The organism is Kitasatospora sp. NPDC004531 (assembly GCF_053602195.1).
Map to the genome: position 1 here is coordinate 41,888 of NZ_JBSGDD010000006.1, position 20,249 is coordinate 62,136.

Annotated in this window: 19 protein-coding genes and 2 pseudogenes; 16 read left to right on the forward strand and 5 right to left on the reverse strand. The window is 69.5% G+C overall.

Features of this window, described 5'->3' with window-relative positions:
• Window positions 1-101 precede the first annotated feature (101 nt).
• The 3 genes and pseudogenes from ACWEMJ_RS04650 (at window position 102) to ACWEMJ_RS04660 (ending at window position 3,109) form a co-directional block, all read left to right on the forward strand.
• Window positions 102-975: pseudogene (locus tag ACWEMJ_RS04650) on the forward strand (urease accessory protein UreD).
• Window positions 976-1,101: 126 nt separating this feature from the next.
• A pseudogene (locus tag ACWEMJ_RS04655) lies at window positions 1,102-2,074 on the forward strand (ammonium transporter); the annotation flags it as partial.
• 190 nt (window positions 2,075-2,264) lie between these two features.
• Window positions 2,265-3,109 (forward strand): IS5 family transposase gene (locus tag ACWEMJ_RS04660; protein WP_452135490.1). Its coding sequence is split into 2 segments (ribosomal slippage): window positions 2,265-2,595 and window positions 2,595-3,109, totalling 846 coding nucleotides; the frame shifts between segments, so codons are not numbered across the junction.
• 1 nt (window position 3,110) lies between these two features.
• Here ACWEMJ_RS04660 and ACWEMJ_RS04665 read toward each other — a convergent pair.
• The 3 genes from ACWEMJ_RS04665 to ACWEMJ_RS04675 form a co-directional block, all read right to left on the reverse strand.
• On the reverse strand, window positions 3,111-5,090 hold the full coding sequence (locus tag ACWEMJ_RS04665) for a SpoIIE family protein phosphatase (RefSeq protein WP_452135491.1): 1,980 nt from the start codon (window positions 5,088-5,090) through the stop codon (window positions 3,111-3,113).
• Between the two features lie 56 nt (window positions 5,091-5,146).
• A complete protein-coding gene (locus ACWEMJ_RS04670) occupies window positions 5,147-6,307 on the reverse strand; it encodes a DUF2776 family protein (RefSeq protein WP_452135492.1) in 1,161 nt (386 codons plus the stop codon).
• Between the two features lie 122 nt (window positions 6,308-6,429).
• Complete coding sequence (locus ACWEMJ_RS04675; protein WP_452135493.1) at window positions 6,430-6,630, reverse strand: hypothetical protein; 201 nt, start codon at window positions 6,628-6,630, stop codon at window positions 6,430-6,432.
• A gap of 333 nt (window positions 6,631-6,963) precedes the next feature.
• On the opposite strand from ACWEMJ_RS04675, the gene ACWEMJ_RS04680 reads away from it, so the two are divergent.
• Window positions 6,964-7,809 (forward strand): universal stress protein, encoded by an 846-nt coding sequence (locus ACWEMJ_RS04680; protein ID WP_452135494.1) that lies wholly within the window; start codon window positions 6,964-6,966, stop codon window positions 7,807-7,809.
• A gap of 118 nt (window positions 7,810-7,927) precedes the next feature.
• Window positions 7,928-8,200 (forward strand): DsrE family protein, encoded by a 273-nt coding sequence (locus ACWEMJ_RS04685; RefSeq protein WP_452135495.1) that lies wholly within the window; start codon window positions 7,928-7,930, stop codon window positions 8,198-8,200.
• Here the strand turns inward: ACWEMJ_RS04685 and ACWEMJ_RS04690 are convergent.
• Window positions 8,112-8,498, reverse strand: a complete 387-nt coding sequence (locus ACWEMJ_RS04690) for a nuclear transport factor 2 family protein (RefSeq protein ID WP_452135496.1) — start codon at window positions 8,496-8,498, stop codon at window positions 8,112-8,114. The two genes, ACWEMJ_RS04685 and ACWEMJ_RS04690, sit on opposite strands and share 89 nt — an antisense overlap.
• Before the next feature lie 364 nt (window positions 8,499-8,862).
• Here ACWEMJ_RS04690 and ACWEMJ_RS04695 point away from each other — a divergent pair, with 364 nt between their 5' ends.
• Entirely contained in the window at window positions 8,863-9,213 is a 351-nt protein-coding gene (locus tag ACWEMJ_RS04695) for a YidH family protein (protein WP_452135497.1), read from the forward strand.
• Entirely contained in the window at window positions 9,210-9,491 is a 282-nt protein-coding gene (locus tag ACWEMJ_RS04700) for a hypothetical protein (protein WP_452135498.1), read from the forward strand. The genes ACWEMJ_RS04695 and ACWEMJ_RS04700 overlap by 4 nt, the downstream gene beginning before the upstream one ends.
• A gap of 90 nt (window positions 9,492-9,581) precedes the next feature.
• Here the strand turns inward: ACWEMJ_RS04700 and ACWEMJ_RS04705 are convergent, their stop codons facing one another.
• Window positions 9,582-10,331, reverse strand: a complete 750-nt coding sequence (locus tag ACWEMJ_RS04705; protein ID WP_452135499.1) for a hypothetical protein — start codon at window positions 10,329-10,331, stop codon at window positions 9,582-9,584.
• A gap of 1,363 nt (window positions 10,332-11,694) precedes the next feature.
• Here ACWEMJ_RS04705 and ACWEMJ_RS04710 point away from each other — a divergent pair.
• From ACWEMJ_RS04710 to ACWEMJ_RS04750, 9 genes are all read left to right on the forward strand, one after another.
• The gene (locus ACWEMJ_RS04710) at window positions 11,695-13,143 is read left to right on the forward strand and encodes a 4-hydroxyphenylacetate 3-hydroxylase family protein (RefSeq protein ID WP_452135500.1); all 1,449 of its coding nucleotides are present in this window, start codon (window positions 11,695-11,697) and stop codon (window positions 13,141-13,143) included.
• A gap of 31 nt (window positions 13,144-13,174) precedes the next feature.
• Window positions 13,175-14,203 (forward strand): amidohydrolase family protein, encoded by a 1,029-nt coding sequence (locus ACWEMJ_RS04715; RefSeq protein WP_452135501.1) that lies wholly within the window; start codon window positions 13,175-13,177, stop codon window positions 14,201-14,203.
• Window positions 14,204-14,213: 10 nt separating this feature from the next.
• Window positions 14,214-15,233, forward strand: coding sequence for a DODA-type extradiol aromatic ring-opening family dioxygenase (locus tag ACWEMJ_RS04720; protein WP_452135502.1), 1,020 nt, complete (start codon window positions 14,214-14,216; stop codon window positions 15,231-15,233).
• On the forward strand, window positions 15,226-15,921 hold the full coding sequence (locus ACWEMJ_RS04725) for an RraA family protein (RefSeq protein WP_452135503.1): 696 nt from the start codon (window positions 15,226-15,228) through the stop codon (window positions 15,919-15,921). The genes ACWEMJ_RS04720 and ACWEMJ_RS04725 overlap by 8 nt, the downstream gene beginning before the upstream one ends.
• A complete protein-coding gene (locus ACWEMJ_RS04730; RefSeq protein ID WP_452135504.1) occupies window positions 15,918-16,583 on the forward strand; it encodes an RraA family protein in 666 nt (221 codons plus the stop codon). Before ACWEMJ_RS04725 ends, ACWEMJ_RS04730 begins: the two co-directional genes overlap by 4 nt.
• Window positions 16,580-17,206, forward strand: a complete 627-nt coding sequence (locus ACWEMJ_RS04735; RefSeq protein WP_452135505.1) for a 4-carboxy-4-hydroxy-2-oxoadipate aldolase/oxaloacetate decarboxylase — start codon at window positions 16,580-16,582, stop codon at window positions 17,204-17,206. Before ACWEMJ_RS04730 ends, ACWEMJ_RS04735 begins: the two co-directional genes overlap by 4 nt.
• Window positions 17,203-18,195: a flavin reductase gene (locus ACWEMJ_RS04740; RefSeq protein ID WP_452135506.1), complete on the forward strand. Its 993-nt coding sequence runs from the start codon at window positions 17,203-17,205 to the stop codon at window positions 18,193-18,195. Before ACWEMJ_RS04735 ends, ACWEMJ_RS04740 begins: the two co-directional genes overlap by 4 nt.
• A 103-nt stretch (window positions 18,196-18,298) precedes the next feature.
• Window positions 18,299-19,414: a cupin domain-containing protein gene (locus ACWEMJ_RS04745; RefSeq protein ID WP_452135507.1), complete on the forward strand. Its 1,116-nt coding sequence runs from the start codon at window positions 18,299-18,301 to the stop codon at window positions 19,412-19,414.
• Window positions 19,411-20,238: a fumarylacetoacetate hydrolase family protein gene (locus tag ACWEMJ_RS04750; RefSeq protein WP_452135508.1), complete on the forward strand. Its 828-nt coding sequence runs from the start codon at window positions 19,411-19,413 to the stop codon at window positions 20,236-20,238. Before ACWEMJ_RS04745 ends, ACWEMJ_RS04750 begins: the two co-directional genes overlap by 4 nt.
• Window positions 20,239-20,249: the final 11 nt, after the last annotated feature.

Below are 20,249 nucleotides of genomic sequence, written 5' to 3' on the forward strand. Positions count from 1 at the left end.
ACCGAGCGGCCCATCGAGACCCGTCAGGCTCCCCGACATGTCCTCAATGACATGATCTCCATCCCGTCGCGGCCTGCCCCGTCGGCCGCCTCCCCGCGGAGGTGGCCGACTGGGCAGGCCGGCCTGACACCCTTGCGCCAGGTTCGCCGGCCAAGGTCGGCATCCTCGACTTCGAACTGCGCGACGGCCGCAGCGAGCTGGTCGAGCGGTACCAGAAGACCCCGCTGCAGATCATGCGTCCGCTACGGCTCGACCCCGCCCGCCCCGGCGACGCCTACGTCTTCCTGATGGCCACCGGCGGCGGCATCACCCAGGCCGACCGCTACCGGATCGACGCCCGCTGCGGCCCCGACACCCGGGTCCACCTCACCACCCAGGCCGCCACCAAGGTGTTCCGGATGGAACAGGACTACGGGACCCAGGCCGTCAACCTGCGGGCCGACGAGGGCGCGTACCTGAAGTACCTGCCCGACCCGGTGATCCCGTTCCGCGACTCCCGGTTCTACCAGCGCACCACCGTCTCCGTCACGCCCGATGCCACTGTCGTGCTCAGCGAGACGATCACGGCCGGCCGGCTTGCCCGCGGCGAACGCCACGACTACCGGGCTGGCCACCGACTTGGAGATCACCCGGCCGGACGGCACCCTGCTGGTTGTCGACACGCTGCGCCTGGTCCCGGGCGGCGAACGGAGCGTCGTCACTGGGCCCGCTGTCTTCAGAGGACATGACCATCTGGCCACCTTGTTCGCCGTCAGTGACCTGCGGCCGGCCGCCGAGATCGCCGACACCCTGCACCGCGCCCTGGACGGACAGGGCCTGTGCTACGGCGTCTCCACCCTCCCCGAGGACAGCGGCGCCTGGCTGCGCCTGCTGGAGGACAGCCCGATCCGCACCGCGGCCGCGCTCGACGCCGCCTGGCGGGCCGTCTGCCTGCTGTTCACCGGCGCACCGGCGCCCGCCCTGTGCAAGACCTGACCACCGTGGACCGGAGCTGCTCGGTGGGCCGCACAGCAGCAGGGCGGCCCACCGGCCAACCGGTGCACGGGACGTTTCGGTCACCCCTGCCCTCCCGTTCGACAAGGAACTGCTGAGGAAGTGCCCACCACCTTCCAGATGGGCTTCGCGATCGTCACCGTTGCCCTGATCAGCGGCTCCGTCGCCGACCGGGCCCGGATGCGCGGCTGGCTGGTGTTCGTCCCGCGCTGGCTGCTGGTCGTCTACGCGCCCGCCGCACACTGGGTGTTCGCCCCGGACGGCTGGATCCACGACAAGCTCGGCACGCTCGACTTCGCCGGCGGCCTGCCCGTCGAACTCAACTCCGGCGCCGCCGGACTGGCCGTCGCGATCGCGCTGCGCGGCCCCCGCGACTGGGCCCGGCGGGAGGAACGGCCCAACAACATCCCGCTGGTGGTGATCGGCGTCGGGCTGCTCTGGTTCGGCTGGTTCGGCTTCAACTCCGGCTCGGCGCTCAGCGACCAGGGCACCGCCGCCGCGGCCTTCCTCAACACCCAGCTCGGGGGCGCCGCCGCGATGGTCACCTGGCCGCTGGTCGAGAAGTGGCGCACCGGGAGGGTCAGCACCACCGGCGTGGTCTCCGCGGGCGTGGCCGGCATGGTTGCCATCACCCTCGCGTGCGGCGAGATCAACTCGCTGGGCGCGGTGATCACGGGCCTGGTGGCCGGCCTGGTCTGCGCCTTCGCCGTCACCCTCAAGTACCGCTTCGGCGTGGACGACACCCTCGACGTGGTCGGCGTGCACGGCGTCGGCGGCGTCACCGGCCGCGAGGGCCTGTTCTACGGCGGCGGCTGGAGCCTGCTCGGCCAGCAGGTGCTCGCCGTGCTCGCGGTGGGAACCGTTCCTGCTCAGCTAGATCCTCGCCAAGCTCGTCGACTTGACGGTCGGCTTCCGGGCCGCCGCCGAGTACCAGCACGTCCCCGGCGAGGAGGCCGAGAACGAATACGACACCTTCACCGCCGAACGCCTCGGCATCTTGGTCAGCACCGACGCCGTCCGCAGCGACAGCGAACTCGTCCACAAGATCGCCGAGTTGCTCGGTATCCGCCGCCAGGACTGACAGCCAGTCAGTCCGTGCGACAGGCGGCCAGAAGGACCACGACGTCGTCTCGAGTCGGACCAGTCTCCGCGAGGGAAACGACGCGGTCGGCCAGCGCTTCGAGCGCGGGTGCGGCATCGGAGCCTCGATCGAACAACACCCTCGCGGCGGCTAGGCCGTTTCTTTCCGATCATCGGATCGTTGGTCTGATGTGTCGTTGACTGATGCCCAGTGGGCGCGGATAGAGCCGTTGTTGCCGGATCGGACGCCGAAGCGGGGTGGGCGGTGGCGTGATCACCGGCAGGTGATCGACGCGATCGCGTTCAAGTACCGCACCGGGACGCCGTGGATGGACCTGCCCGAGCACTTCGGGTCGTGGAAGGGCGCCCACAACCGGCTGCGGAAATGGGCTGCCGACGGCACGTGGGAGCGGGTCTTCACCGCCCTGCTCGCCCAGGCCGACGCCGAGGGCGACCTCGACTGGGTCGTCGCGGTCGACTCCACGATCGTGCGCGCCCACCAGCACGCCGCCGGAGCCCGTCAAAAGGGGCCCCGGCCGGCGAGCCGCCCGACCATGCCCTCGGACGCTCCCGCGGCGGACTGACCACCAAGGTCCACCTCGTCGCCGACGGCCGCTGTCGACCACTGGCGTTCGTCCTCACGCCCGGCCAGGCCGGTGACGCGCCTGCGTTCGAGCACGTCATGGCCCGGTTGCGGGTGCCCCGGCCAATCGGCCGCCCCCGGACCACGCCGGATGTGGTCCTGGCTGACAAGGCGTACTCGTCCCGGTCGATCCGACACCGCCTGCGTCGGCGCGGGATCCGGACCGTGATCCCGCAGCCCGCGGACCAGGCGGCCAACCGCACACGGCGGGGCAGCAGAGGAGGCCGCCCGCCCGGCTTCGACCGCGAGGCCTACAAGCAGCGCAACACCGTCGAACGGTGTATCAACAAGCTCAAACAGTGGCGCGGCCTGGCCACCCGCTACGACAAGACCGCCACCATCTACCTCGCCGGCCTCCACCTCGCCGCCATCTTCATCTGGTCAGCAAGATGATCTAAAAGAAACGGCCTAGTTCCTCCGTCAGACGGGCCAGCGCGGCGTCGTACGGGACGCCGGGCTGCTCGACCAGCCCGTCGGTGAACAGCACCAGCGCGTCCCCTGGCTCGAACCTCACCGTCTCAGCCGGATACCGCTCGTCGGGATCGAGGCCCAGCACCAGCCCGCCTGCCACCTCCAGTACCCGGCAGGTTCCCCCTGCGGGGAGCATCAACGGATCGGGGTGGCCTGCTCGAACGATCGTGGCGCGGTGGGCCACCGGGTCGAGCTCCGCGTAGCAGGCGGTGGCGAGCAGTTCGGTCTCCAGGTCGCAGAGCATCCGGTTCGTGTGCGCGACCACGTCCGACGGTCCGTGGCCCTCCGACGCGTATGCGCGGACGGCCGTCCGCATCTGTCCCATCACGGCCGCGGCGCGGGCATTGTGACCTTGCACGTCGCCAACCACCACCCCAGTGCGCCCGCTGGGGAGCGGGATGGCGTCGTACCAGTCCCCGCCCACGTTGAGGCTGTCGGTGCCGGGCAGGTAGCGGACTGCGACCACTGTCCCGGGCGCCGGGCGGAGAGTGCGTGGCAGCATCATCTCCTGAAGGTCCGCCATCCGGCGCTCGTTCTCCTCCACCAGCTGTGCCCGGGCGAGCGACTGCGCCAGGATGCCGGTAAGACCTTCGAGTTGGCTGCGCTGCTCGTCGTCGAACCGCTGCGGAGCGGTGTACGACAGCGTGCAGGTCCCGACCGGCCCCATCGCCGTGCTGAGCGGGACGACGGCCCAGGCCCGATGCTGCGGCGCGGGACGAAGCGCCGGCGCGGGATAGGCCGCGAGATACTCAGCGGGGGTACGGATGTACTGGGCCACGCCAGTGCTCAGAGCGGTGGAGATCGGCGTGGCGAACTCTGCACCAGCCAGGCGCTTCAGTACCTCGGGTGGATAGCCGCGTGCCGCAGCCAGGGTGAGCCGGCCGCTGTTGTACAGATGAATCGCCAGAGCGTCGCAGGCCAACTGTGGCAGGACCGTGCTGACCATGACGTCGGCGACATCCTGCACTCGCAGTGCACCTGCGAAGCCTGCCGTCGCGGACCGGGTGAGCCGCCTGCGCTCCTCGTCGACCGTGCAGTCCCGTACGACCCCCGCCACGGCCAGCGGCTTGCCTTGGCCGTCGAAGCGGACCTTGCCCCTGGCTTCCACCCAGCGGACGGCGTTGTCCGGCCGCACGATACGGTGCCGGGCCGTGTAACTTCCGCTGCGGAATCCCGCCCTGACGGCGGAGTCGACCAGAGCCTGGTCCTCGGGGAGGACGGCGGCGGTGAAGTCGGAGATGCGGCCGCGGACCACCCGGGGATCGCGACCGAAGATCCTGCACGCGCGTTCGTCCCAGATGAGCGCGCCGGTCTGCACGTACCACTCGAAGGTGCCGAAATCGGCGCTGGTCATGGCCTGTTCGAGACGGGAGTGCCGGTGGTCCACCTGCAACAGCTCGGCCCGGGGGGAGGCCGGGGGAGCCGCCGGGCCGAAACGGGTGCGCACAGCGGCATGATGCGCGCAGATGGTGGCCAGTGACGACATCGTCTCCCGGTCGGCCGTCGAAGGAGGGTCGGTGCCTCGGAGTTCGAGAAGCAGCGCGCCGGCGCACCGGCCGTCGACCAGAAGGGGAAAAGCGGCGAACGAGATATGTGAGGCACGTCTGTCCGTACCCGTGGCGGAGACCGTCGCCGAACTCTGATGCACCGGCCGTCCTTCCCGAGCGGCGATGGCGACCGGGTACGGGGAGTCGGGCGGCAGGGTGCGGTAGGCGTCCGCGTCCGCGCGGTCGTACCCCTGGACGGCCCCGAGTTCCAGCCAGCCGTCCGGTTCGGCCAGGTACACCATGCTCGCGGTCACCCCGAGCCGGTCGAGTAGGGGCTTGGCAGTCGACAGCACGTTGTCCAGACCTGCCGCGCCGAGCAATCCGGCTGCCAGATCCAGTCTGTCGTCCGTTGTCATGAAGCCCACCTCGCCGCCCACTCTGGGGGACCGTCTTCACGGGCCTGCGAAATGCCTCAGACGATTCGCCGAGAATTCCTCTTGCTGTCCGCTCCGGACCTCCGGGCGACCGATCCAGGGGCGGAGACAGCCGTGTCCGTGTCGTTCTCCTGTGCGCTGGCCGTGCCACCGGTGCCGCTCTCCAGGATTGAGACGATGGAAAACAGCGAGAAGCAGATGCAACCGAGGCCGACCAGGACCCGGGCCGCGACGATCACCGCAGGGTCGGCGGACTCGAACAGGAACGAGGAGAGGAACAGGCACAGCAAAGCGGTGCCGACCGGAATCAGTGGAACGCGGTTCGCCAGCGGAGCGGCCCGACGCCACACCAACGCCAGCAGCAGCACCTTGCTGAGGATGCTCCAGCAGATCAGTCCGAGGCCGATCAGGACGAACAGCGCGGCCAGTTGGGCCGGCCGCGTGTGCACAGCGAGGGCGGTCACGGCCCAGGCGATGCCGGCAGCTCCGCAAGCGGCAGCCAGGCCGGGCCACCGGACCCGGTCCCGGGCCGAGTAGGTGTTCTGGATCTGCCGCAGGATGCTGGCCACCAGTCCGATCAGACAGGTGCAGATGAGGGCCAGCCCGGCCATGACGTGCCCGGCGGTGAACCGCCCGTCCCGCTCTCCGCCGCCCCCGCCGGCCAGCAGCACGATGGCCCACACCCACGTGATCACCGCAGCCAGAACCGGGAGCACCAGCAGAGCGCGGACGGCGAACGGGCGGAAGGGCGCCGGTGACAGTGGCGGTGAGCCCTCGGGCAGCGCGGAGTTCTCGGTGATCTTCACGAACCGGGTGGAGACCGTGGCGACACACGAGACGCAGACACAGATCATGCCGAGCCCGAAGACCACGTGCCCGGCGATGAAGTCGGGTGCCGGCCTCGGAGTCTCGGTGAGTAGCGAGAGACCGTATCCGATGGCGACACCGCTCACCGCTAACCCGAACGTCGGGTACATCGCCCGGTCCAGCGCGGTGAAGCGGCCGATGAGCTGCCTGATGATCGTCGCGGCCGTCGCGAAGAGACACAGGCAGATGGTTGCCAGGAAGACGAGCACCAGGCCCGCGACGCGGGCACTCGGTCCAGAGGCGTGGGCGAGGACGTAGCCGCCGAGAGCGGCCGACACCGCGCCCATCAGGACAGGTATGGCGCGGAACAGGACGCTGATCTTGTAGTTCATCAGGCCTCCTGGAGATGACGTTCGCCATCATCCTCAGGCCAGTTCGCTTCGAGTGCCACTGGGACACAGGCGGCCCGACCTTGGCCTCCGGGCGCGCCGATCCCGCTGGTCGGGACCTGCTCCTACGGCCTTTCGCGCAGGCCCGCGGACCACTTCTGCTCGACCTTGCCGAACTTCCAGAACGCCATCGCGGCGGCCCAGGTGACCACGAACAGGCCGACGATCAGGTAGCCGACCAGGTTGAGGTCGAGCGATTCGATCCAGCCGACCGGGCCGCTGGTGATGTCCAGCTTCTCGGCCAGCAGGCCGACCAGCTCGATCACGGTCGATGTCCTTGAACGTCGCCCCGGGCGTGGACTCGTACAAGGCCACGGCATCGGCCCTGAACTCGTCCGAGTAGTCCTTCATCGTCATCGGTGGTGTTCTCGCTTCCTCCGGATCAAGCAGATCCAGTATCAGCGTGTCCACCCAGCAGGGCGAAGGCCCCGGTGCCGGTCCTCCTGTGGCAGGCCGGAGCGACGAGGCGGAATCTGGAGAGGGGCGCGGATCAGCACAACGAGCTGTCGCGGGCATCGGTCGTGACCGAGGCAAGGGACTCCGATTCCGGGAACCGCGCATTGCGCGTGGACATCCGAGAGCACGACAGAGGAGGAGCGATGAGTGGTCCCGTGGTGGTGGGAGTGGACGGCTCCGAGCGGGCTCTGCGCGCGTTGATGTGGGCCGCGAGTGAGGCGGCACTCCGCGAATGCCCCTTGCTGATCGCCCACGTACTGCCGGAATGGCAACTGGATTTTCCCTTCTTCCCGCCTGGACGCTGGGACGGCCTCAGGCAGCAGGGCGCGGAGATCCTGACTGAAGCGGTGGCGATGGTGGAGGAGGGCCACCCGGGGGTGGAGGTGGGATCCGACCAGGTGTCAGGCTCGCCGGCCGAGGTACTTCGGTCTGCAACCGAACGAGCGCGGCTCATGGTGCTCGGCGCCCCACGCGAGGGCGGAGTCGGCAATCTCCTCGCAGGGTCGGTGAGCCTCCAAGTAGCGAGCCACGCCGCCTGCCCGGTCGTCGTGGTCGGCGAAATCGTGGCTGGCCACGACCGGGTCCTGGTCGGAATCGACGACTCAGAGTCCTCGAACGCGGCTCTGCAATTCGCGTTTGAGGAAGCTTCTCTTCGTGGCGCCCGTGTTCACGCCGTTCGTGCCTGGAAAATGCCCAGCATGATGAAGTCGTCCGACCATGCGATCGCTCCGGACGCGCTGGAGGCGGAACTACTCCGGCTGATCGAGAAGCAGCTTGAGCCGCTGCGCGAACGGTACCCGTCCGTCCAGGTCGAGACGACCGCGGCCCAGGGCAAGGCGGTGGACGAACTGGTCCGCGCCTCGGAGCAGGCCGATCTGGCAGTGGTCGGTTCACGGGGGACAGGCGGCTTCCACGGCCTCGCCCTCGGATCGGTCAGCCACGGTCTGCTCCACTACAGCATCTGCCCCGTGACAGTCGTGAGGACGTAGCCGGCCCTGTCGCTGATTGATGTGTGATGGTGGTGGCATGAACGATCGAGTTTCGAGTAACTCCGAACCTGTGCGTGTCGTGGTGGCGGCCCCTGGGACGGGTCGTGTGGTGCACACGGTGCAGAACCTGGTGGCCGCGGCGGACTGCGCTGTCGAGGTCGAAGTCGTCGCGTACGGGGGCGGGCTCGACCTGCTGTTGCGGGATGATCCGGCTGAGGACACTGCGCGACTGGTGGAAGCCGGTGCTCGCCCGCTGGCCTGCGCCAACGCTCTTGCAGGCCGCGGTCTGACGGCCGATGCGCTCATGCCTGGGGTCCGGGTGGTGCCGGCTGCCGCGTGGCATCTGGCGTTGCGTCAGTACGAAGGGTGGTCACTCGTCCCGGTACTGTGACCGGCTGAGGCGGGCGACGACCGCGGCGTGGTCTGCCCACTGTTTCGGGTCCACGCCCCCCGTCCCGCCGTTCGAGCGGTCCCAGTACTTGATTGCCGATCAGGTGGAACGTGACGCCGAACGGTCGTAGTACCGGACCGAACCGGTCGGCCAGCGCCGGTCGGCCGACTCGGCCGTCGTGGGTGCGGACGTCGTCAATGAAGAGTGCGGCGAGGGCGGGCAGGTCACGGCTGTCGAGTGCGAGGGCATATCGGGCGGCCAGCTGGCGGATCTTCTCGATGGCCTCCAGTCTGGCCACCTGGACTTCCAGATCAGGTCGGTCATCGGTCGGGGTGCTCGAGCGGGGAGGGTTCGGCGAACCGGGTCTCGGGCAGTCGGCCCTCCTGGACGGCCGCTCGATTCGCTCGGGCGCGGCTTGCGTTCACTCACCCCGCACCGGCCCAGACCGGACGGACTCCGGCCTCGCCCACACCATCAGGTGACAACAGAACCGGTCAAATACTCACGAACCACCCTCTGAACAATTGCACGGCCCGCAGGTCTACTCGGCCCCGAACGACGGCAGACCACAGCCACCGTTCGGGGATCCGAATCTCACCGGAGGCGTAGAACCGGATGACCTGTCTGTGCGCCCGGCACTGTTCGCGCCTAGGGTCGGTGGTATGGAGAAGGACGACCAACCGGATCCGCTGGACTACCCGCTTTCCATGGCGAACGAGCGGACGTTCCTGGCATGGATCAGGACGGCCTTGGCGCTACTTGCAGGTGGAGTGGCGCTGGACCAGCTGGCACCGGATCTCGCACCGGCTCCGGTACGGACGGCACTGGCGATGGCGCTGGCGCTGGGAGGGGCCGTCCTCGGAGTCGCGTCCTATCGCAGGTGGGCGCAGACGGAACGCGCGATGGAGGCGGGTGATCCGCTGCCGACCGGCCACATCATGCTCGTGCTCACGATCTGCGTGGTTGCGGCGGCGGTCGTCTTCTCGGTGTTGCTCGTAGGCTGGTCGCGGTGAGCAGCGGCGGTGGCCGCAGCCTCCTCGCGTGGAGCCGTACCGCGCTGGTTCTCTCGCTGAATGCACTGCTGGTCCTGCGAACGGGTCTCATCGGCGATGAACCGGGCCTGCTGGCCGTCGGTGCGCTGTTGGCGCTGGCGGCGTTGGGTTTCTGCATTCTCAGCATGCGGGGGAACGCTGCGGTGGCCGGTTTGTGGCCGGTCCGGCTACTGACTGCCGTGATGGTGGTAGCAGCAATCGGTACGGCATGGTGCGCGCTGGTGGAGCCGAGGCGTTGAGATGCATGCCTGCCGCGTCACATCTCGCCGGCCGAGGCGGCACGGCGTGGCGGAACTTCCGTGGTCACCGATCCAGATGTCAGTGGAAAGTCAGCTACGGGCAGGGGCATTGGCGCTGAGGAAGGTGCGGACATCGGGGAGGGCACCGTCGTTGAGCAGCAGGAAGCCGTGGTTCGCGCCGGGGTAGGTCTTGAGCTGCTTGACGGGGGCGATGGCCGTGTCGTGCAGCCCCTTGGCGAACTCGGGGTAGCGGCCGTCGCCCTGCTCCGCGGCGAAGAACGTCGGGACGGTGCTGGTGAGGACGGCCTTGGCGGCGTTGGACTCGCCGGGGGCGGCCTCGGGTGAGCTGAGCGAGACCACGGCCTTGATCGGCAGCGGAGCGTTCGCCGCATCGGCCGCGGCCTCCAGCGAGGCGCTCGCGCCGTTGGAGGCGCCGATCAGGACGACCGAGGTGACGCCCTTCGACTTGAGCAACCCGATCGCGGCCCGCACGTCGGACGCCCCGCCGCCGTTGACCATGAAGCCGATCACCGCGTATCCGGCAGCGGTGAATTCGGCATAGTGCGGCTGCCAGTCGCACAGCGAGCCGCCGGCCTGGGGCGCGAACACCACGCCGACAGTGGCCTTGCCGACATCCGAGCCCCGATAGTACGCGCCGATGTTGCCGCCGTCGACGGTCAGTCGGATCGACCCGGCAGCGGCCTGTTCGACCGAGAGACATCCGAAGGTGTCGGCCTTCTCCGCCGGTGCGGCCGTCGTCTTCGAGTCGGAGCTGCATCCGGTGGAGGCCAGTAGCAGGACCGCGGCGAACCCGAGCGCGGGCATGGCGAAGCGCTTCACGTGCGTTGTCTCCCCGTGAGTGAAACCGGGGACGAGCCCGGCATGGAATGTGATCGGAATCTACGGAGCACCCCGGACTGGCGTCAATGGTCTGTACCAAAGTGTGAGCTGCGATCACCTGTGGCGAATGGCAACGGAGTTGACGCTGGCGGAGGCGGCTGGGGATGAGCCTGAAGGAAGTGTCGGACCTCGGAGCAGGACAGCAACGTTCGTCCGGTGCCGGAGCGACTGGACCACGAACTCTGCTTATCGGTCTTTGAGTCCGAAGGAGCGGTGGCGACCTTGCGGAGCGCAGCGGCATCGCGATCGACGAAGTGCCACGCCGCCGGTCCATCCCGGTGTGACCGTCACGTGAGTAGCTCGTCAGTGCGGATGTGGGGGCATCTGCGGCGGGTTCGTCGTACTGATCATCGAAGGACACTGGGACCGCGACTCACGTCGGGTAGGGTCAGCGGGCCGATTTCGACAAGGACAGAGGAGAGGCGATCCGAGGCGTCGGTGAAGTAGCCACTGCGGGCGGCGGTCGTGGCCGGCTGTACCGCGGATGTCGCTCTGGTCGTTGTGCCCGTGGCGCATGCCACGCCCTCGTAAGGGAGGGGCTGCCGCTACCACTGCACCAGTTGGTTCAAGGGGCCGAACGGGCAGACCGACGGATACGGCGACTGCCCGAAGAGTGTCATCGATCTCGAGGGGCGTGTCTGCCATTACGGCTGGCGGGTCGATCAGGACTCGGACTTCTGAGGCGATCTCCAGGTCCGAATCATTCAGGAGGTCCCCGCTGGGGTGCTTCCGGCGGATTCGTCGCTCCGCTTGAACTTCCTGGCTCCGATTGGACGTTCACAGGCCGGTCGATACGCGGAACTGGCCGGCACCCACTGGAGGTGGCGCTGGAGGACCGCGACGCGGCCCTTGAGCACTCCTGCTGGATCGACGGTTTTGCGAAAAGTCTTGCGGATCCTTCGACAAGCCGATGCTCACGCGGTCATGGTCGTAGCGCTGGCTGAATCGTTCAGGACCGCGGGGGCACGGCGGTCTACGGTGTCGAGCCCAGAGGCTTTCTACTGGGGGCCGCAGTCGCCGTGGAGCCGGGCGTTCCGGACGCCCGCTCCGCGACCGGTGTCGCGTGCTGCGGCCCAGACGGCAGTGGAAGTTCCTGTCCGGAGTGTCCGGCACCGTGACCGTCGCGTTCTGCCGTCCGACACCGTGTCGAAATCGACCGCTGCCGCTTCCCTCACCACGCCCATGCCCGCGCCCTCGTCGCACCCGTAGCGTCCAGTCGTACCGCCCGATCACCTGCACAAAGGTGCCTTCTTGGCGGGGTCTGTCCGACTGCAAACGAGACACATGCGAGGGACACATGGATGTGAGCGACGCCAAGGGCGCCATGACCGGCGACCGGTTCCGGGCCAGTCTCGACGACGGCCGAGAAGTGTGGCTGGGCGGCGAGCGGGTCGCCAAGGTCGCGACCCACCCGGAGCTGCGCGGGGCGGTCGACGAGATCGCCCGCCTGCTGGACCTGCGACTGTCGGACCCGACGGCTCGTGAGATCGCGCTGACCACCTCGCCGGAGACCGGCAACCTGGTCAGCCGCTCGTACAGCCTGCCGACCACCCCGGAGGAGCTGCGCTCGAAGTTCGCGGCCTCGCAGTGGTGGATGGCCGAGAGCCTGGGCCAGCACGGACGCGCGCCCGACTTCATGGCGAACGTCGTCGTCGGCCTGCGCGACTACCACGCGGAGCTGGAGACCAACCGCCCCGGTTTCGGGGCCAATGTGATCGACTACCACCGCTACGCCACCGAGCACGACCTGGTGCTCACCCACGCGCTCGGCGATCCGCAGATCGACCGCAGCGCCAGCCCGCTGGACGACCCCGACCTCGCGCTGCGCGTGGTGGAGGAGAACGAGCGGGGCGTCATCATCCGCGGTGCCAAGCAGCTCGCGACGCTCGCGCCGTTCGCCCACGAGGTGCTGGTCTACCTCAACGGCGTCTCCGCGCAGCGCGGAGCCGAGGAGTTCGTCATCTGGTTCGCGCTGCCGATGAACGCCCCGGGCCTGAAGATCCTCTGCCGCGAGCCGCTCGGCACCTCCGGCGCCGGGCACGCGCACCCGCTCGCACGGCGCTTCGACGAGCAGGACGCGATGCTGTTCTTCGACGACGTCGAGATCCCGTGGGAGCGGGTGTTCCTGCTCGGCGACGGCCTGCTCGCGCTCAAGGGCCTGTCCCGGATCAACGCCTGGTCGATGCAGAGCACCCACATCCGCTTCCACGAGCGGCTGCGGACGTTCGTGTCGGTGGCGGCCATGCTGGCGGACAGCATCGGTGTCGACGGATTCCGCGGCATCCAGGAGGACCTCGGCGAGCTGATCTCCTACGCGGAGACGCTGCGGCTGGGCATCGCCGGCGCGGAGGCGACGGCCGTTCGCACACCGAGCGGGCTGCTCGCGCCGGCCCCGTCGTACGGCCTCGGTTTCTGGTCTGCGGAGGTGTCCGCCCGGGTCGTCGAGATCGTGCGCCGGATCGGCGCGTCCGGGCTCATCATGCAGCCGTCCGAGGCCGACCTGGCCAGCACGGAACTGCGGCCCTTCATCGACCGCTACATGCACGGCCGCAACATGGCCGCCGACCACAAGGCCCGCCTGTTCCGGCTCGCCTGGGAGCTCGCCGGCGACGGCTTCGGCGCCCGCCAGGAGCTGTACGAGTACCTGCACCGCGGCGACCCGGGCGCGGGCCGCACCCGCCTGCTGCGCAGCTACGACCGGTCCGAGACCGACGGCCGCATCCGGCAGCTGATCTCCTCGCCCCTCGGCTGAGCCCACCCCACGACTCCGAAGAGGACCAACTATGATCATCGACGTCCACGGGCACCTGAGCGCGCCCGCCGAACTGTACGCCTGGAAGTCGGGCCTCCTGTCGCACCGCGGTGCCCACGGCCGCGGCGCCCCTCACGTCAGCGACGACCAGCTGCGCGCCGCGCACACCGAGCCGCACCCGAGCTTCGGCAACGTCTCGCACATGGACCACATCGACGCGGCCGGCGTCGACGTCCAGCTCATCTCGCCGCGCCCGTACCAGATGATGCACAGCGAGCAGGGCAAGCTGGTGCAGTGGTTCACCGAGGAGACCAACAACCTCATTCACCGCTCCACCCAGCTGTTCCCCGGCCGGTTCCTCGGCGTGGCCGGAATGCCCCAGAGCCCGGAACTCGCCCCCGCCCAGTGGGTCGGTGAACTACGGCGCACCGTCACCGAGCTGGGCTTCGTCGGTGCCATGCTCAACCCGGACCCGTTCGAGGGCACCGCAGTGCCGCCGCCGCTCGGCGACCGGTACTGGTACCCGGTGTACGAGGCGCTGTGCGAGCTCGACGTCCCCGCGCTGATCCACGCTGCCGGATGCCGGCCGCCGGCCCGCGAGCCGTACAGCCTCCACTTCATCCAGGAGGAGACGATCGCGATCTGGAGCCTCCTCAACTCCCCGGTCCTCCAGGACTTCCCGGAGCTGAAGATCGTGGTCTCCCACGGCGGCGGCGCTATCCCCTACCAGGTGGGCCGGTTCCTGCCGTCCGGTGTCCGCGCCGGGGCGACGCCGTACCTGGAGAAGCTGCGCCGACTGTACTTCGACACCTGCCTCTACACCCAGGACGCGATCGAGCTGCTGGTCCGCACCGTCGGCGTTGACCGCTGCCTGTTCGGCACCGAGAAGCCCGGCACCGGCTCGCAGATCAACCCGGACAACGGCCGCTGGTTCGACGACATCCACCTGCTGGTGAACGACATCGAGTGGCTCACGGACGCCGACCGCACCGCGCTGTTCGAGGGCAACGCCCGCTCGCTGTTCCGCCTCGACGCCGCCGGCACGGCGCGGACCGCGTGAGGGGCGCGCCATGGCAACCGTAATCACCGGGATCGGCAGTTCGCACGGCCCCCAGCTGAAGACGCCGCCGGCCGGCTGGCCCGAGCGCGGACTGGCGGACCGGCGCAACCCGGCACTCGAATTCCAGGGCCGGACCTACGACTTCGCGGCGCTGAAGGCGCTGCGGGAGGACTTCTCGGAGCACTGCACGCCCGAGGCGATGCAGGCCAACTGGGATGCCTCGCAGGCAGCGATGGACCGCCTCGGCCGGCACCTGGCGGACGCCGATGTAGACGTGCTGGTGATCGTCAGCAGCGACCACAAGGAGGTCTACGGCGACGAGCTGCTGCCCGCGTTCGCCGTGTACTGGGGCGAGGACGTCGCACACGTCCCGTTCACCGAGGAACAACTCGCCGCCATGGCACCGGGCCTGGCCGAGGCCGCGCTCGGCGATGTCCCGCAGCGGACGATCGTCCGGCCGTGCCACTCGGAGCTTGCTCGCCACCTCGTCGAACAGGCCGGCGAGGCGGGCTTCGACGTGGCTGCCTCGCGCACCCTGCCCTCGGGCCGGTACGCCAACCACGGTATCCCGCACGGCTGGGGCTTCATTTATCAGCGGATCCTCGGGGAGGCCTGCTCCATCCCGTTCGTCCCGGTCTTCGTCAACACCTTCTACGAGCCCAACCCACCCACGGCTGCTCGTAGTTACCGATTCGGGCGGGCACTCGGCCGGTCCCTGACGCAGTTTCCGCAGGACCTGCGGATCGGCGTCGTCGCCTCCGGCGGCCTGTCGCACTTCGTCATCGACGAGGAACTCGACCGGTGCTTCCTGGACGCCCTGGAAGCCGGCGACGAGAAGTTCCTGACCTCGATCGACCCGGCCCTCATGCGCTCGGGCACCTCCGAGCTGCGCAACTGGATCACGGTCGCGGGCATTGCCGCCGAGACCGGACTGGCCGTCGACTCCGCCGAGTATCACCCCTGCTACCGCACCGAGGCCGGCACCGGAAACGCCATGGGCTTCGTCACCTGGAGCCGTACCGATGGCTGATCCGCTGAACGTGCCCGCCGCCGCGCCCGGCGTGCTCACGAGGCTGCGCACGTTGGACGTGTGCGCTGTCTCCGACGCTCTCGACACCCTGGGGCTGCCCGGTGCGACCGTGGGCCTCGCCCCGATGTGGCCCTCCGGTCGCACCGTCGCGGGGCGGGTCCGCACCGTCAAGGCCGGACCCCGGGCGGTCGCCGGACCGACCACCCACATCGCCTCTCCTGCTGTCGCCTCAGCGCGTCCGGGCGACGTGATCGTGATCGACAACCACGGCCGGACCGATGTTTCCTGCTGGGGCGGACTGCTCGCCGAGGCGTCGGTGGCTGCCGGAGTAGCGGGAGTCGTCGTCGACGGCGCCTGCCGCGACGTACCCGAATGCGCCGCTCTCGACCTGCCGCTGTTCGCCAAGGCGGCCGTCCCGGTCAGCGCTCGCGGCCGGATCGTCCAAGAGGACATGGACGTTCCTGTCCAGATCCGCGGCGTGCGGGTCAGCTCCGGAGACCTGGTGGTGGCCGACCGTAACGGTGTCGCGTTCGTCGGGGCCGAGCACGCTGAGCGGGTCGTCGCACTGGCCGAACGGATCGCCGCCCGCGAGGCCGCTATGGCCGAGGCGGTACGGGCGGGCCGTTCGATCGTCGATGTCATGCACGACTCGCAGTTCCCCACCGTCAGTGCCGAGGAGGCCTCGTGACCACGCCAGACACTTTCGTCGACCCGAGGGTTGCGGGCCTGTCGACCGCGACCCTGTCCGACGCGCTCGACAAGCTCGGGCTGCCTGGCAGCCTGCACGGCATCGCGCCGCTCGGCCCCGGGCAGCACTTGGTCGGTCCGGCGTTCACCGTCCGTTACCAGCCGGTCGGCAGCCCGCCCGGGACCGTCGGCGACTACCTCGACGACGTCGTGCCGGGATCCGTCGTGGTTCTCGACAACCAGGGCCGCACCGACTGCACGGTGTGGGGCGACATTCTCACGGCCGTGGCGCATGCGGAGGGTGTGGCCGGCACCGTCATCGACGGCGTCTGCCGCGACGTACACCGTGCGCTCGGCCTCGGCTACCCGGTCTACAGCCGGGGCCGGTTCATGCGCACCGGCAAGGACCGCGTCGAGGTCGCCGAGGTCGGTGGCCCGGTGACCGTCGGCGGCGTGCAGATTCGCCCCGGTGACCTGCTGGTCGGTGACCAGGACGGCGTCGTGGCGATCCCCGCCGGAGCGGTGGCCGACGTTCTCGACATCGCCGTCGCGATCGCCGCCCGCGAGGAGAAGATCCTCGCCGACGCGCTCGCCGGGGCCACCATCGCCGAGGCCCGGGCTGCCCACGGTTACCACCACCTGCAGCGCAGAGGAGCGCAATGAGCACCACCGCCTACACGTACGACGAGGACGAGTTGCTGGGGATGGGCACCGCGACGCTGTTCGAGGCCGCCCGCTTCGACTGCGAGCTCGACCCCGAGCTGCGACCCGCCTGGCCCGGCGCCCGCCTGTGCGGAACCGCGCTGCCGGTGCTCGCCGCCGCCGCTGACAACCTGCCGCTGCACTGGGCGCTGGAGGAAGCCGTCCCCGGCGACGTCCTGGTCGTCGACGCCGGAGGATCCCGCTGCGGCTTCTGGGGCGAGGTTCTGTCCGTCGCCGCCCAGGCCCGTGGAGTGCGCGGACTCGTCATCGACGGCGGAGTCCGCGACACCGCACAACTGGAACAGCTCGGATTCCCGGCGTTCTCCTCCTCGATCGCCATCCGCGGCACCGGAAAGGCGTGGCCCGGCACGGTCGGCGAGCCGATCACCGTACGGGGGCGCACCGTGCGCCGAGGCGATCTGGTCGTCGCCGACCAGGACGGCATCGTCGTCCTGCCCGCCGACCGGGTGAACGACGTCGTTGCGGCGGCACGGGCCCGGTACGAGACGGAGGACGCCTACATGGACAGGCTCCGTTCGGGCGAACTGACGCTCGACATCTACGAGTTCCGGGAGATCCGATGACCTCCGCCCTGCCCGTCGGGCCGACCGCAACAGACCCGCAGACCCGGTTCAAGAAGGCCGCCGGCCACTTCGCCTCGGGCGTCACCATCGTCACGACCCGCAACGGCGAGTACGTCTACGGCATCACGTGCTCCTCGTTCGTCTCGTTGTCGCTCAACCCCCTTCTGGTGACGGTCTCGGTCAACTCCAACAGCCCCTTCCTCGACGAAGTGCGGGAATCGGGGCGGCTGGCCGTGAGCGTGCTGGCCGATCACCAGCAGGACGTGTCGCGCTACTTCGCCACCCGGGGCCGCGGCCGCGCCGAAGGCGAGTTCCCCGACCTGCCGACCGAGTGGATGACCACCGGCTCACCGATCGTCCGAGGCTGCCTGAGCTGGTTCGACGCCAAGCTCCACGCCATCCTGCCCGGCGGCGACCACGAGATCCTCATCGGCGAGGTGGTGGCGGCCGGCGGCCGGGAAGGCGCACCGCTGCTCTACTGGGACGGCAACTACCGCCAACTGGACACTGCCGGATCGCCCGGCTCCGACGAAGCCGTCGAGCGCTACGCGGACGCGATGTCGGTACAGCTGCACCTGGCCGGTCTCGACAGCGCAGCACTTCTCGACGCCCAGCTCGCCCTCGAGCCCGCCGCAAGCGCACTCGCCGCCCAGATCCGCTCCGAGGCCGGCCTCTCCGCACTGCGTACCTCGCTGGCGGAGTCACGCACCCTCACCGACGAACCGGAGGCGTTCACCGAGTCCGCGCTCCGCTTCCACAACGCGCTGGGCGGAGCATCGGAGAATCCCGCGATCGCCGCCTCGGTCCAGGCACTGGGGCGCTCCCGGCGGGCCCACTACGCCACCGGTACCACCGCGGAGTCCATGGCCCGCACCATCGAGGCACACGAGGAGATCTGCCGCGCCATCGAAGCGGGCGACGCGGAGCGTGCTCGGGACCTGGTCACCGACCACCTCGCCACGGTGGGCGCGCGGCTGTGCCCGCAGTAACGACGCCCACCCCGCACGACCTCGGTCCCGCAGGACGGAACGCTGGCGGGTACCGCCCGTCGGCGTTCCCGTCCGTTCCGCTCAGGAGTCAGGGAGAACAGGCATGACCACCCCCATTTCCCCCGTGCGCATCAACACCACCGACGGCCCCGGCCAGCCCGAGCGGACTCCGCAACTGGAGGAGCTCTACCGAGGCTTCGAATCGAATTCCCTGGTCCCCCTGTGGACCGAGATCGGCACTCTGATGCCCGCCGGACCGGCTTCCAAGGCCCTGCCGCACCTCTGGCGTTGGCAGGCCCTGATGCCGATGGCCGAGCAGGCCGGCGACCTGGTCCCGGTCGGACGCGGGGGTGAGCGCCGAGCGATCGCGCTCGCCAACCCCGGCCTCGGTGGCCGCCCGTTCGCCACCCCCATGCTGTGGGCCGCCATTCAGTACCTCAACCCCCGTGAGGACGCCCCCGTCCACCGCCACACCCAGCACGCCTTCCGCTTCGTCGTCGAGGGCGAGGGCGTGTGGACCGTCGTCGACGGCGACCCGGTGGCCATGCGGCGCGGAGACTTCCTGCCGCAGGCCGGCTGGCACTGGCACGGCCACCACAACCGCAGCGACCGGCCGATGGCCTGGATCGACGGGCTCGACATCCCCCTTCAGTACTTCGCCGATGCGACGTTCTTCGAGTTCGGACCGGACGAGGTCGACACCCGCGACGCTCCCGAGCGCTCCCGGGCCGAACGGCTGTGGGGCCACCCCGGGCTGCGCCCGCTGACCCGGATCGCACCGACACCGGGCACGCCCCTCCTCGCCTACCGCTGGGAGCACACCGACCGGGCCCTGGCCGAACAGCTCGCCCTGGAGGCAGAGGGCTACCCGGCCACCATGGAGCCCGGCCACGCCGCGGTGCGGTACACAGACCCCACCAGTGGCGGGGATGTCCTGCCCACGATCCGCACCGAGTTCCACCGGCTCGCCCCGGACACGGCCACCGCAACCCGACGGGAGACCGGATCATCGGTCTTCCAGGTCTTCGACGGCGCAGGCGAGGTGAGCGTCGGTCAGCACCGCTGGGCAGTGGAACGCGGCGACCTGTTCGTCGTCCCGTCCTGGGCGCCCTTCACCATGTCGTCCGAGACGGGTCTGGACCTGTTCCGCTTCAGTGACGCCCCTGTCGTCGAGCGGCTCGGTCTGCTCCGCTCCCGTGAGGAAGAGAACAACGCATGAAACTGGCAACCCTGCGGATGGACGACGGACTGCACGCGGCCCGGGTCGAGAACGGCGGCTACGTCGACCTCGGCCCCGGCGACGTGGGCAGCCTGCTCGCGCGCCCCGACTGGCGGGAGTTCGCCGAGGCGGCGGAGGGCGAGCCGTTCGTCGTCGAGCCCTCCCAGGTGGCGGCGGTGGTGCCTCGCCCCGGCAAGATCGTCTGTGTGGGCCTCAATTACCGTACTCACATCGCCGAGATGGGTCGGCAGATGCCCGAGTACCCCACCCTGTTCGCGAAGTACCCCGAGGTGCTGATCGGCCCCTACGACACCTTGGAGTTGCCGCCCGAGTCCCCGACTGTGGACTGGGAGGCCGAGTTGGTCGTGGTCGTCGGACAGCGGGTCCGGCGGGCCGACCGGTCCGAGGCCGAGGCCGCGATCGCCGGCTACACGGTGATGAACGATGTGTCGATGCGCGACTGGCAGTTCCGCACGATGGAGTGGCTCCAGGGCAAGACCTGGGAGGCCAGCACTCCGATCGGTCCCTGGCTCGCCACCCCGGACGAGGTCGCCCCCGACGCGGTGATCAGCTGCGACGTCGACGGGGAGGTTGTCCAGCGATCCACCATCTCCGACCTGCTGTTCGATGCGGCCGACCTGATCAGCTACATCTCGACCATGATCACGCTCAACCCCGGTGACCTGATCGCCACCGGCACCACAGGTGGTGTGGGCCACGCCCGCAGGCCCCAGCGCTACCTCCAGGACGGCCAGAACCTGGTCACCGCAGTCGCCGGCATCGGCGCAATGCGCAATCCGGTGCACCGGGGTGAGGCAGGTTGAGCTCCGATCTG

Bases quoted from the DNA above. Each gene is read 5' to 3' on its own strand.
- ACWEMJ_RS04665 (WP_452135491.1), bottom strand. From the start codon at position 5,090: ATGACAACGGACGACAGACTGGATCTGGCAGCCGGATTGCTCGGCGCG.
- ACWEMJ_RS04670 (WP_452135492.1), bottom strand. From the start codon at position 6,307: ATGAACTACAAGATCAGCGTCCTGTTCCGCGCCATACCTGTCCTGATG.
- ACWEMJ_RS04680 (WP_452135494.1), top strand. From the start codon at position 6,964: ATGAGTGGTCCCGTGGTGGTGGGAGTGGACGGCTCCGAGCGGGCTCTG.
- ACWEMJ_RS04695 (WP_452135497.1), top strand. From the start codon at position 8,863: ATGGAGAAGGACGACCAACCGGATCCGCTGGACTACCCGCTTTCCATG.
- ACWEMJ_RS04715 (WP_452135501.1), top strand. From the start codon at position 13,175: ATGATCATCGACGTCCACGGGCACCTGAGCGCGCCCGCCGAACTGTAC.
- ACWEMJ_RS04720 (WP_452135502.1), top strand. From the start codon at position 14,214: ATGGCAACCGTAATCACCGGGATCGGCAGTTCGCACGGCCCCCAGCTG.
- ACWEMJ_RS04725 (WP_452135503.1), top strand. From the start codon at position 15,226: ATGGCTGATCCGCTGAACGTGCCCGCCGCCGCGCCCGGCGTGCTCACG.
- ACWEMJ_RS04735 (WP_452135505.1), top strand. From the start codon at position 16,580: ATGAGCACCACCGCCTACACGTACGACGAGGACGAGTTGCTGGGGATG.
- ACWEMJ_RS04740 (WP_452135506.1), top strand. From the start codon at position 17,203: ATGACCTCCGCCCTGCCCGTCGGGCCGACCGCAACAGACCCGCAGACC.
- ACWEMJ_RS04745 (WP_452135507.1), top strand. From the start codon at position 18,299: ATGACCACCCCCATTTCCCCCGTGCGCATCAACACCACCGACGGCCCC.
- ACWEMJ_RS04750 (WP_452135508.1), top strand. From the start codon at position 19,411: ATGAAACTGGCAACCCTGCGGATGGACGACGGACTGCACGCGGCCCGG.